Source organism: Gammaproteobacteria bacterium (ex Lamellibrachia satsuma), from assembly GCA_019623805.1.
GTDB lineage: Bacteria > Pseudomonadota > Gammaproteobacteria > Chromatiales > Chromatiaceae > QGON01.
Map to the genome: position 1 here is coordinate 92,678 of CP053680.1, position 12,339 is coordinate 105,016.

Below are 12,339 nucleotides of genomic sequence, written 5' to 3' on the forward strand. Positions count from 1 at the left end.
TAAAGCAGGGAGGGCCAACACCCTGATCAAATACCTGCCGCAATTCGGATATACTCTGGCAATAACAGACAGATAGCAAACCACAGAAAAGAGAGCAATGAGCCACCTTAACAGACTACATAAAATAACCCTGCTCTTCTGCATGATATTTTCAATGTCGGCTGTGGGCCATGAATACGATCCGGAAAATGGCGAAGAGATCAATGAAGTTTGCGCCGGATGTCACGGTGAATTTGGACAGGGCGGAAAAGAGGGTGAATATCCACGTCTTGCAGGCATGCCGAATGCATTTACCGCAAAACAACTCCACCTGTTTCGAGACCGCAAACGCCCCAACCTGGCAATGGTCGAGTATATCGACGAACGCCAGATGCCGGACAGTGATATCCAGGATATCTCCCTCTATCTGGAGCAGGTCAAATTAAAAACAAGACTCCCGCCCGCCGACAAAAATGCCCCGGATTTCGACGCCTATGCTCGCCTGCTGGAATCAAAAAGGCTGATGCAGGTCCCGCGTGCCAAGGGAGATATCGAGCAGGGCAAAAAGATCTACCGTAAGGAGTGCGGCACCTGCCATGGACGCGACGGCTGGGGCGACCTGAAAAAAGCGGTACCAATGCTGGCCGGGCAGTATACGAACTACCTCTGGCGTCAGGTGGAAAAGTATCGCAAGAGAATCCGCATCCATGACGAGAGCGAGCCCGATGAGGAGTTACTGCTGGATTTCAGCGATGAAGAACTCACTGACATCTTCGCCTATCTATCCATATTGGATGACTGAGATGGCTCCGCTTGGAGCCAAGCATACTTATCCATCCATTTGACCAGAAGAGTTATTAAGGCAAAGACGTACCCGGCTTGACCGTAATAAATCGGTAAGGTGCAGCAACCAGGCCATCTTCCGTTTTGACCAGCACCTTGGCCTCCCACTCCATGGCATCACGCACACAGACAGGCAGCATCCCTTTTCCGGCAAAACGTCCTTCCCCCTGATTTGCCAGTGCCGGTCGATTGAAGCCCATATTCATATCGACCCCAGTGAAATCCACTTCGACCTGCTCCGCCTCCAATCCCTCGATCTCGACCACTATTTGAATAGGTTTCACCAGAGGCAAGGTGCGAGGTTCAATAGAAAACGAGATACTGCTGCCGTCAGGCAGTTGTGATCGGCAGGGACCGGCACGCAGATCGCACTCTGAATCAAGAGAGGCGGAGATCAACACTTCCGGATGCAGCAGAGGCCAGACTTTATAGATGGCAACTGCCGAAAAAGCGGCCAGGAGGCACCCGGCGACCAGCCAAAGGAGGGTATTTTGTTTTTTCATGATTTTTGGCTACAGGCTGCCAAAGCCTAGTTCGGTCCAGAAACGCGTCAACAACCACGCAATCGATCCTTGATCAATCATGTCACCTGGCACCCGTAACCTGTCACCTTTTTCAAGGCAAATCACTCCGTTTAAACAGCAAATAACCCAACCAGGCACAGCCGGTACCCAGCAGAATCGGATAGACGATGGCGTAGGTGATGTAACCCGCCTGGCCAAAATTATCCAGGATCACATAAGCCGTTGGACCGAGCAGCACCAGTTGCGGATCGAACAGCATCATGGTGGCGGTACGAAATACCTGCATCGGGTTGGCCAGTGCGATAGCCACTGCACTCTCCGGCGGCAGGTGTTCGCGTATCATCACACCGAGCAATATCAGGTCGAGAAAGAGCAGCAGACTCAACCAGACGACAAAGGCGGCACCCTGTGCCACATCGGAGGAGCGCGCTATGGTTGAAATCAACATACCAATGCCGAGAAAGCACCAGGCGAGAGACATGAGCAGGCCGGTATAGTAGATCAGCAGCTCCCACGGCACCTCAGCCCCTTTTATCGTTCCCCAGACAACCGCACCCACCATCGCGAGCAACACCGGCAGGAAGACAACGAAAAAACGGCCGAACACCCGCCCCCAAAACCAGGCGCTCAGTGTGATCGGCAAAGAGAGGAGATATTCAAAAACCCCCGCCTCCCGGTCTCCGGCCACCGAGCGTACCGTAGTGATCAATACAAACACCGGCAGTATCGCCATCGATAACTGGATATAGGTAATCAACAGACGGGAGAGGCCCGTAAAGCCCATGATGCGGGACTCGGCCAGACCAAAGGCAAAGAGGATCACCACCAATCCTCCAAACACCATAGAGTAGACCATGAACCAGCGAGCCCGCAGGGATTCTATTATGTCTGTGTAAGCAGTAAGCCAGAGATATTTCATCAGTGTTGATTCTTTGGAATGATTGGAGGTGGAGCCTGCTCCGCCTGTTTGGCTTTGCGCCTGGCATCGCGCCGTTCCGCCTGCTCTTTCAGTCGGTCAAGCAAGTGAACGCCATGAATGCTGAAACGCTTCTCCACTTCGACGACGTGCAGTTTCGCCTGGGAAAAATTGAGTCCTTCAGGCGTCGGATCTGATTGGGCACCCAATCCGTACTCCATCGGCGTAATTTTCTCTTTTACGTAGGTGGCGGTGCGCGCATCGATCCAATCACCGGTACGAAAATCGGTAACCCAGATCTCTGTCTTCGGATCATCCTTCCATGACTGTGTGTCCAACCAGAGCGTTGCACAACCGATATCGTCAAACCCCACCACTTTGGAACGTTTACCTTCTGGAAAATAGCGAATCTGGGCGGAATAGTGCCGGTCGCTGAGAACCATACGGCAACGTTCACAGGTAACCCGATCCCATTTCACCTCTTTGGGACCCGTACCAGGATCACCGGAGCAGGCAGTCAGGAGAAGAATAGCCAGCCCCGCAAGCAGGCTGTAACAGCGCTTAGCTGACATTGGCAGCTGCCACCTGCTCCTCTGCCTCTTCCATCTCCATCCCGGCAAGCAGAGCAGCATAGCGGGAGAGAACACCAAGAAAACGCAGCCGGTCCGGTCCGGCGATATAGCCTTCCCAGGTCACGCCGTCCGCAGCGCCCAGAAAACCCCACTCTCCGATTGTTTTGGCGAACGCCTCTTCGGGCTGGATCAAGCGCAATCGGCAACGCAGCCGAGAGGAGAGTTCCACCAGGTCAGCTACCCGGTCATCGAGGACCACCTTGCCCTGGTCCATCTCAATAACCCGGTTTACAAGTGTAGCAACCTCATCCAGACGATGACTGGAGATCAACATTGCCGAGCGTTCCTGCTTTTCCGCCAGCAGTTGAAAAAAGATGTGCCGGGCATCCGGATCGAGATTGGCTGCGGGCTCATCCATGACCAACAGTTCACTCTCCCGTCCGAGGGCGATGGCAATCAACAGCTTCTGTTTCTGTCCACCTGAGAGTTTCACGAAAGGTTGGTGGCGAAATTGTTCCGCATCGAATCCAAGCTTTTGTGCCACATCGCGCATCCTGGCAGGATCGGATTCACAAAGGCTGGCGGCAAAGCGGATCAACTGTCCCACCGGCATACGCAGAGGTGGTGGCAGTTGCGGCACAAAACCGACCTTGGAGAGCACTTCACGCCGCTGCTTGCGCGGGTCCATGCCGTCCACCAGCACCCGACCGTCACAAGTATACTCACCCAACAGGCAACGTATCAGCGTCGTCTTTCCGGCACCGTTAGAACCCACCAAAGCGACCCTGTGTCCCCGCTCAATCGTCAGGTTCACGCCTTTCAAAACTTCGTTGCGTCGAAATCGTTTTACGATATTTTCAAACTGGATCATGGATCAGAGCAGTTTACTCAAACCTTTAAATTCATAGACTAAGGAGCCAGTGGGACAGACATCCACACACATGCCACAACGGGTACAGTCTGCGCCTACATCCTGGTTCACATCATGGGCTGCCCCACGGACAGTCAGATCAAGCACATGAGGCACCATACAGATCTTGCGGCAGTCGCCTTCGTGGTGGCAAGCTTCGGCATTGTACTTTACCCGCAGCGGAGACAATACACCCACGACGCCGTAGGTGACGCCAATTGGACAAACGTAACGGCACCAGGCGCGACGGGAGTAGAAGACTTCGAACAGCAGCAACGCTCCCACCCAGATCAACGCAACACCGGGTCCATAGATCAGGGCACGGCTCAATATACCAGTAGGCGAGATTGTCTCGAAAACGGTATATCCGGAGATCAGCGCAAGCAAGGCGAAAATCACGTAAAAGACACCACGAACTTTGCGGTTGAATGTGTGATTCTTGATCAGTTTCTTCTTCACCAGCCAGAGGTGGAGATACTCCGCCCACTCAGCCAGCAGATGGTAGGGGCAAACCCAGGAGCAGAAGGTGCGGCCACCGAGCAACAGCCACATAATAAATACAGTGGCTGTTCCGATCACCAGGTTCAGCACGATGTGTTTGTATGCTAAAGCCACCTGCAGCGCTGAGTTGAGATCCGCCATGTGAAAACCCACAAAGCGTGACGCGGTGAGTGCGCCCTCCAGCAGCTGTACGTCAAAATAGTAGGAGACGACAAACAGTACATTCACCAGTATCAGGGTAATCCAACGCCGCCGCTGCCATTTATTGCAACAACCAGTATGGTGCTCATGACGCACTGCTTCGACATCCGCCTTGGAGAGATTGCCTTTTTTACCCTGATAGATCTCTAACAGCTCGGGCGGCTGCTCCGCCTTCGAGGGCCGGCGGGGTTTATTGCCAAATATTTGTGACAGGGAGTCTCTTATGTATCGCATATCAACCTCCCAGCGTATCCGTAGTTTTATCCAGATCAATCACAATCGCAGCTGACTCAACCGGACAGATCATTTCGCAGACGCCGCAACCGACACACCCCTCCTTGACCACGGGTTTCATTCTCGTCTCTCCATTCGGCAGTTCGAAAGGTTCCAGCACAATGGCGTGCTTTGGCGGACATTCATTGCCATGCTGTTCAGCCACCCTGGCGATCTTGCCTGAATCTCCAGAGGCTTCCGCCTGCTTCGCCTTTTCTGCACATTGGGTGATACGGATCTCGATGGGACACTGACGAACGCATAGATCGCACAACTCCAGGTCGTACGGATGATCCGCCACCGAAATAGGATTCCAGCGGTCCACCTCGTCATATCGTAAAAGCCCCTCGTAGTCCGGCCCCCTGGCCTGACCTTTGAAACCTTTACCCTGTACTGCAAGGCAGGCTCTGGGGCGTGCGAGACGAGCAAAGCCCATGCGAGTATCGGCAGGATAGTCGAGATGATGGGTCAGTGCGCCGGTTGGACAAGCCAGCACACACTGCAGACCGTCACAGGAGAAGTCACAGGCTTGGGTCCGTGCATCGATATAGGGAACACCGATGCCGAAACCATCCTCCAGATCCGCCAGTTTAATCGCGTTCACCGGGCAAACCTGCACACACTGGCCGCACTTGATACAGGAGGCAAAAAACTCCTGCTCGTCGAAAGGTGTCTTGATCGCGCCTGGAGGACGCAGCCGGATCGATGTCCCCTGCACCACTGGAATGATCCCAAGCAGAGAAACACCGACAACACCTACGGTCAATACTGAGGAACGCAGAAACTCCCGTCGGCTCTGCTCCTTCCGTTTTGGTGAGAGCGGCCTTTTGGCTTGGGACTTTTTCGTAGTCATATCACTCATCAGAAATCCTGCCTCCAGAAATTTGTGTTGTCGCTACCTATCGATGAGTGGGCCGGTTCGAGCGCAGTGGAACCGGTGATCCCCTGTTTCGATATTGCGTGAATGCCCAATCCGCTACGTTTGATCGGGCCTACAGGAAGCAGTAACCAACAATTATCGGTCCAGCGATTCTCTAAGCGCCTTTAGTGGATCATACGCATCCTGACCTTCCACTTTCCCGTCCCCGGCTGTTTCGCCAGTAACAGCAGACCCGCTCTCCTGCTCCACTTCCGCAACAGCTAATTGAGCCGCCATCATCGGTTTCTTGTCTCTAACCAACATATTTGGATTGGAAAACGGGGCCAGGCGTTCCAAAAAGTCCATCACTTCCAAAACCGGCGCACCTTTGAAAAACCGGGCCGGTGGCACATCCATCCAGATCCTGTCGGCATAACTGTAAAGTTCATAGGGCTTATCACCCACACCGTCCCTGTCCTGATCGAATCCTGCATAGTCATCCCAGTAGTTTCCTAACCAGTCGTTCCGGTTTGCGGTCTTGCCCGCACCGGAAACAGCAACCTGGGTAATGTTACCCTTAAAGCTGTTGCTCTCGAGGATGTTGCCTGTCCAGTCATTCAGGAACAGCATACCAATTCCACTATAGGCGATCAGGTTATTCTTCAGTCGATTGGTTGTCTCAGGATCATAGGGGGAGATGTCCAGATAGATACCGGTGGCGCAATAGAGAATCTGATTGCCGACGACATCCACATCGGACGTCTCTTTAAAGCCAATACCCATCCCGGTTGGCCCAAGTGCATGGGCGATATAGTTATTCTTCACCTGTACGCCGTCGCTGTACATCAGGAAGATACCCACTGAATTTTTTTCGTAGTGGTTCTCTATCACCTCATTGTACTTCGAATACATGAAATGGAGGGAATAACGACCACCACGGGAATCATTTCTGGCAATCAGATTATCTGCCGAATACCAGACGACCATGTCACGGGAATCCCGGATGATATTGTCTGTGATCTTGTTGTTGAAGCTGTACCAGAGCCGGACTGAATCACCCCGCATGCCAAGATCGAAAGGCTTGGAGGAGATGCGATTTCTCTGCACGACGTTGTTCTCAGACTGCTGGAGATCTATGCCAAACAGGGTATTGTCGATGACATTATCCTTGATAACATTGAAATTACCGCGGACCTGAACCCCCGAATCGATATCGTTGTGGGATTCACCTGAGTTGGTCAGATGCAGATTTTTCAGGGTTGCGCCATCAGTATCCAGATAGATGACCGAACCCTTGCCACCGGCATCAATAGTAACCTTCCCCCTGCCATCGATGGTAATGGCGCTCTCGATGGTAACCGGCCCGGCATAGGTGCCGGGCGGTGGAGTCAGCGTGCCTTTGGGGTCAGCAGCATCGACCAGTTCTTGAAACGAGGGATAGGCTGCCTGACTGCTGCCCAGAGGCAACAGCAAAAAGGCAAGACAGACCAGGACATGCGACCAAAGCGATGGCTTCAATCACTCGACTCCTTAAACTGTTTCTTACGAATCAATGCAGCCACAGCCAATACCACCGACGTCAACAGCATCAAAAAGAAGCCTGTGTATGGATAGGAGTGGGTGGTGAACTGCGCTACCTTTCCCTGACCAAATACGGTTGGCATGAAGGGTTTGACCGAAAAAGCGCCCATGTCGTTCAGGGTGTGTCCATACCACCAGAGCCAGGCTGAGTAGTCGATAATAAAGAAGAGTGGCAGGGCCATTGGCACCATTACCAGCAACCAATAGAAAAAACCGTTGTTCTTGCGCGCACCGACCACCACAACCACCATCGCCGCCAGCAGACCAAAGAAAACAACTTTGACCGCAGTTTCCAAGGTGGCGACCATCGGCACGATCTCTTCCTGGTTATTGAAATAGCGTCCCAGGCTCTTGGCATAGTGCCAGGACATGACCTGGAAGGAACTGCCTTTCCACGGCTCCATCGTTTCCGATTTAGCCTGGTCAATATCGTAGGTAATCCTGAGCTGCTCGATCAGGTGTGTCTTGCCGACATCGGTTTCTTCAGCCTTTGCCTTTGCAGCCGCCACCTCAGATGGAAGGATAACCTCGACGCCTGAGTCCTCAAGCGAAGTTTTCAAAACACCGGTAATTCCACCGATGACGATTTCAGGCTCTGAGGATTCGCCGGACGCCTCCTGATCAAGAGAGGTCACCAGTGCAGTGACAAATCCTTCATTCTGCAGATTGAAACCCTCCTCTCCATACAGCGTGAGATACATCCAGAGGGCGATACCTACAAAACCAGCACTCATCAGCGCCATGCGGATTTTCGGCTTCGTACAGATAAATCCCAGCAGCATAACGACCATGAACGCCATCAGGAATTGACCAAAGCCTCGTTCTACCGGACCACCTGCGGCGATGGGATACATGCCGACATAGTGATTGATAGTATCCATCTCATGCACACAATCGAGTGCTTCATCCTCAGTAATTTCAGCTTTATCTTGCTTTTGACAGCCGTTGAAGACGCCATTCATGTGAAAATGAATTCGCACACCATCCGGAAATGACTCTTCAGGGTAGTTGGGCGCGGTGAGGGATACCCACCAGATCGGGCTATAGAAGATGACTGCAAGCAGACCTACAGCAGCCAGAGAGAGTATTGCGACTAGGAGCGTTTGCTTGTTTTGCATAATCACTGACATTTTGTTGATGAGTCCCCCGGTGAGACTCAAGGCGCTTCTGGATGAAGCACCTTAAGCAACTCCCGGGGAATCTAGAGGGAGAGCCTGTACCAAATTTTGCGGACACCCGGCACAGTTGTCATTGATTAATCGTAATCAGGATTCTGCCAATCTTTGGAAGGTGCGAGATCCTTGGCGGGAACTTTCTGACGGGATACGTAGTTGATGACCATCTGCATATCCTTGTCGGAGAAGCCCTTGATCTGTTTCACCATATCGGGGTTAGCATTACGGCGTTTTCCGTCACGAATCCACTCGAACTGGCGCAGCATATAAGAGTAGTGCTGACCATGAATCTTGGGGTAGAACTTGTCTTCCATGCCCTCACCATTTTCACCATGACACTGGGTGCAGTTGTCGGCATAGAGTTTCTTACCCTGCTCAAACTCTGGAAACAGTTCATTCCAGGGACCCTTGCCATTGTCCGGGTTCATGGGCAACTTGGAGATATAGTCGGTGACGTCAGCAACCAGTTGGGCAGGATTAATCTCCCCCGCATGATAACCGGATACCGCCAGAATCTGTTCATCCAGCGCAAAAGGATACATGGTGGGGTTATCGCGATTCTTGGCACGAATGTCGGTCAACTGCTTAACCAGCACACTGCGATGCTGTCCGGCCAACTGTGGAAAGGTACCGTCCTTCAGGCCCCAGCCTTCCAGCAGGTGGCAGGCGGAACAGACTTCGTAGACAACTATGCCACGTGGCTTATCGGGTGTTAGCAACATAGCCTCGGTCTTCTCACCACCCTCTTTATTCCAGTCTTTGACATCCGTTACCTGGACATCAGCCTCTCCAGCAAAGCTGCCGGCGGAAATGGCCAAACCCAAAGCCAGTGAAAGGGTCGTCAATACAGATTTAACACTCATTCCAAGTTTCTCCTCTTCCCCGGTGTCGGGGTACAAACACTTCTAAAATGTACACCAGGCCGCCACTGCGCCCCTGTCTGACCGGAAATTCAACATCCGTTCCAGGGACGGATTCTTTCACGGGGAATATTAGCGTTCTTTGATATGCGTCAAACCCGCACCAAGACCAACCCCAACGACCGGGTTACATCTCAGTGCAGGGTTGTTTGGACTATTGAGTAGCGAGCCAGTCTGCGATCGCTTTCATCTCGTCATCTGAGACCAAACCCATCACACCCTTCATGGCTGCGGTTTGACCGTTATTACGTGCGCCAGACTTGATATCTTTCATCTGGTTAAAGGCGTAGTCAGCATTCTGTCCCGCCAGCTTAGGATACATAGGCATAATTGGAGTCTTGGCATCTTTACCGTGGCAGGACCAGCAGGTCTTTGCCTGGAAGAGCGCAGCACCATCAGCAGCAACTGCATTGCCAATCCCTCCAAGAGAGAGTGTCGCGGCTACTGCGGCAAAAGTGATCAATTTCAACATTCGTATTTCCTCTTTTTTCAGACAATGCGCCCCGTTTTGGGCAACTTATTCCATGGAGTAGGAGTCTCTCACCGGGTAAAGGTTCCCGCATTGAGCGACATCAAATAAAACCCCTCGATTAGTGCGACTTATAGTGGATACCACCTGGCATTGAATAATTATCAGGAGAGTATCTGACTAACCATGCATCTATAATTATCGACCAAATATCTATTTAGAAACAAGAAAGGGGACCATAAGGCCCCCTTTCTCTTTCAGGTTAATTGCTTCTCAGCAATTATTTTTTCGCTTGGACCTTGACGGCACCATGCTCCTCAAGGAAGGTTTTGGCGCGCAAGCCCAGGTCAGCTGTCTTGACTTGATACTGCCAGTGCTGACCAGCCCAGAGAGTAGCATTCTGGAAGTCACCCTTGACGGCATAGCCCTCGGCCTTCTTCTTGGCCTCATCAGCAAAACCGAGCTGGTCGGTAGCATCTTCAACCAGTGCAACAACTTCCGGGAAGTCCTTGTAGTTGTGACTGGTGATGAAGCCCACCACGGAGTTGATTACAGCCTGGGTATCGACATTCGTCTTCACCTGCTTGTCATAATCAGCCTTGGTGTACTTCTGGCCTTCTTCCATCTTCGCGCCGGCTTCGGCCACATAACCTTTCGGCTTGACCAGCAAATAACCCTGCATCTCCAAGTGGAGCGCGGAGCAGAACTCGGTGCAGTAGTAGGGGAAGACACCAGCTTTATCTGCTACGAAGGTAGCCGATACGGTCTTGCCTGGTTCGATAGAGAGGTTGACGTTCTGGCTGTACATGGCGAAACCATGGGTCTCGTCCTCAGCACGTTCCAGGTTGGTCAGATGGATGGAGACAGTCTCACCCTCTTCGACCTCGATGATCTCAGGCGTGATGTGAGAGCGAATCACAGTACCATAGATATGAACCACGCCGTCTTTGCGTACCACTTTCTCGCGGCCGGCACGGGTCTTCCAGGGCGATTTCTTGTCGGAACGACTGTCCCAACCAGACTTATAGCGAACCGCAGGTTTCAGCTTGTCGGCTTTGATTGCCACAACGTAGTGGGGTTCGCCCAAAGGCAGAGGCATATCGTAGAGCAGCTGCATCTTGTCGCCACTGATATCGATCAACTGATGATTCTGCGGATGCAGGGGACCGACAGGATTAAAGCGGTCGATTGCCAGCTTGTTGAGGGAGACCAGATACTTGCCGTCAGGAGAGACGGAGTCGCCTTCCATGGAGACCAGATGGCCGATGTTGTAGTGGATATGGAGTTGATCCAGCACCTTGCCCTTACAGTAGTCCCACTTGGTGACCATGGAGTCTACGTAGATAGAAGTGTAGACCACGCACTCTTTGGAATCATACTGGGTATGCAAAGGGCCAAGGCCTACCTGCACTTGAGTGTGCAGAGTGTCTTTCATGGAGATGATCGGGATACCGTAGGGATCCTTGCCTTCGAACTTCTTGCTGTCGATGGCCTTCTTGATCTTGTCCCAGCTGTAGACCCATGCATGGCTGTCGAGTTTACCGGAAACGATGATATGGGTACCGTCCGGGCTGACATCAACGCCATGAGGACTCTTGGGCTCTGGGATCAGATAGAGCAGACCCTCTTTCACCGCCTGCTTCATGGTGATCTGGTATGCGCCATTGACCTTGTGCACCTTGCCGGCAGCAACCAGTTCGGCTGCTTTTGTCCAGTTGGTTACGTGCAGGAAGTCAGTATCTTTCTGCGAACAACCTGCTTCGAAAGGAGGACGCCCTCGCTCGATACCACCGACATAACGCTCGGAACAGAAGGAGTTGGTGAAACCCCAACCCATGGAAGGCCCCTTACCCGCGTCAGAGAGATCCTGACTGTAGGGCGGCAATTCGAAGGTAAAGGACTGATCTTCTTGAATCCGCCCCTTCTTGTTATCGAACTTCCAATAGGTCAAAGCACCACGATACTTTTCGTTGAACTCTTCCAGCGGCACATAGTCGCCGCTGACCGGCGCTGCATACTGGGAAGCCTCCATCACGTATTCTGTATTAGGGGTAACAAAAGCACCACCGTGATCAGACTTCATGAAGGGGTTGACAACAATCTGCTTGGTTTCGAAGTCGTGCAGATCAATCACCGCGATACGGGGATTGGCCTTGTCGTTGATGAACAGATATCTACCGTTGTATTCGCCTTCTGTCTCGGAGAAAGCTGGATGATGGGTATCACCGTAGTTGATCAGCTTGCCATTGATCTTGCCCTGGGCCAGAACAGCCTTGGACTCGTCATCGAAGCCGTAACCCTGCCAAGGCTCAGGCGTAAACACGCCTATGTATTTCAGGATACGCATAGACGGGATGCCGTATACGATCACATGGCCGCTTTGGCCGCCTGAACTGAAAGCCAGATACTCATCGCGCCCGCCGGTAGGCGTGTAGGTCTTGGCTGCAGCCAGCAGGTCTTTCTGAGTCAGGCCACGCGCCTGCATCACATCTTTGAGAGACTGCTGGGCAAAACTGCTTGAAGCCGCTCCTAGCCCAATACCCAGGCCCACAAGCGCCGTACAAAACTGTTTGGTGCTTTTCTTCATTATTCCCCTTCCCCAAGTTTAGAGACAGA

General features: G+C 52.4%; 12 protein-coding genes. 1 reads left to right on the forward strand and 11 read right to left on the reverse strand.

What is annotated here, in order from left to right:
• Positions 1-97 precede the first annotated feature (97 nt).
• The gene (locus HPY30_00395) at positions 98-781 is read left to right on the forward strand and encodes a c-type cytochrome (GenBank protein QYZ64583.1); all 684 of its coding nucleotides are present in this window, start codon (positions 98-100) and stop codon (positions 779-781) included.
• A 55-nt stretch (positions 782-836) separates the two neighbouring features.
• Here HPY30_00395 and HPY30_00400 read toward each other — a convergent pair whose 3' ends face one another.
• The 11 genes from HPY30_00400 to nosZ all read right to left on the reverse strand — a co-directional run bounded on the left by HPY30_00400 (position 837) and on the right by nosZ (position 12,310).
• Positions 837-1,325 carry a hypothetical protein gene (locus HPY30_00400; GenBank protein ID QYZ64584.1) on the reverse strand — a complete coding sequence of 163 codons (489 nt, stop codon included), beginning with the start codon at positions 1,323-1,325 and terminating at the stop codon, positions 837-839.
• Between the two features lie 112 nt (positions 1,326-1,437).
• The gene (locus HPY30_00405) at positions 1,438-2,265 is read right to left on the reverse strand and encodes an ABC transporter permease subunit (GenBank protein QYZ64585.1); all 828 of its coding nucleotides are present in this window, start codon (positions 2,263-2,265) and stop codon (positions 1,438-1,440) included.
• Positions 2,265-2,834: a hypothetical protein gene (locus HPY30_00410; protein ID QYZ64586.1), complete on the reverse strand. Its 570-nt coding sequence runs from the start codon at positions 2,832-2,834 to the stop codon at positions 2,265-2,267. The genes HPY30_00405 and HPY30_00410 overlap by 1 nt, the downstream gene beginning before the upstream one ends.
• A complete protein-coding gene (locus HPY30_00415; protein ID QYZ64587.1) occupies positions 2,824-3,705 on the reverse strand; it encodes an ABC transporter ATP-binding protein in 882 nt (293 codons plus the stop codon). The genes HPY30_00410 and HPY30_00415 overlap by 11 nt, the downstream gene beginning before the upstream one ends.
• A 3-nt stretch (positions 3,706-3,708) precedes the next feature.
• The gene (locus tag HPY30_00420; protein ID QYZ64588.1) at positions 3,709-4,680 is read right to left on the reverse strand and encodes a NapH/MauN family ferredoxin-type protein; all 972 of its coding nucleotides are present in this window, start codon (positions 4,678-4,680) and stop codon (positions 3,709-3,711) included.
• Position 4,681: 1 nt separating this feature from the next.
• Entirely contained in the window at positions 4,682-5,581 is a 900-nt protein-coding gene (locus HPY30_00425) for a 4Fe-4S binding protein (protein QYZ64589.1), read from the reverse strand.
• A gap of 153 nt (positions 5,582-5,734) precedes the next feature.
• Positions 5,735-7,096 carry a nitrous oxide reductase family maturation protein NosD gene (nosD, locus tag HPY30_00430; GenBank protein ID QYZ64590.1) on the reverse strand — a complete coding sequence of 454 codons (1,362 nt, stop codon included), beginning with the start codon at positions 7,094-7,096 and terminating at the stop codon, positions 5,735-5,737.
• Positions 7,093-8,289: a hypothetical protein gene (locus tag HPY30_00435; GenBank protein ID QYZ64591.1), complete on the reverse strand. Its 1,197-nt coding sequence runs from the start codon at positions 8,287-8,289 to the stop codon at positions 7,093-7,095. Before HPY30_00435 ends, nosD begins: the two co-directional genes overlap by 4 nt.
• A 125-nt stretch (positions 8,290-8,414) precedes the next feature.
• Positions 8,415-9,197 (reverse strand): c-type cytochrome, encoded by a 783-nt coding sequence (locus tag HPY30_00440; GenBank protein QYZ64592.1) that lies wholly within the window; start codon positions 9,195-9,197, stop codon positions 8,415-8,417.
• 211 nt (positions 9,198-9,408) lie between these two features.
• Complete coding sequence (locus tag HPY30_00445; GenBank protein ID QYZ64593.1) at positions 9,409-9,726, reverse strand: cytochrome c; 318 nt, start codon at positions 9,724-9,726, stop codon at positions 9,409-9,411.
• A 277-nt stretch (positions 9,727-10,003) separates the two neighbouring features.
• A complete protein-coding gene (gene nosZ / locus HPY30_00450; GenBank protein QYZ64594.1) occupies positions 10,004-12,310 on the reverse strand; it encodes a Sec-dependent nitrous-oxide reductase in 2,307 nt (768 codons plus the stop codon).
• Positions 12,311-12,339: the final 29 nt, after the last annotated feature.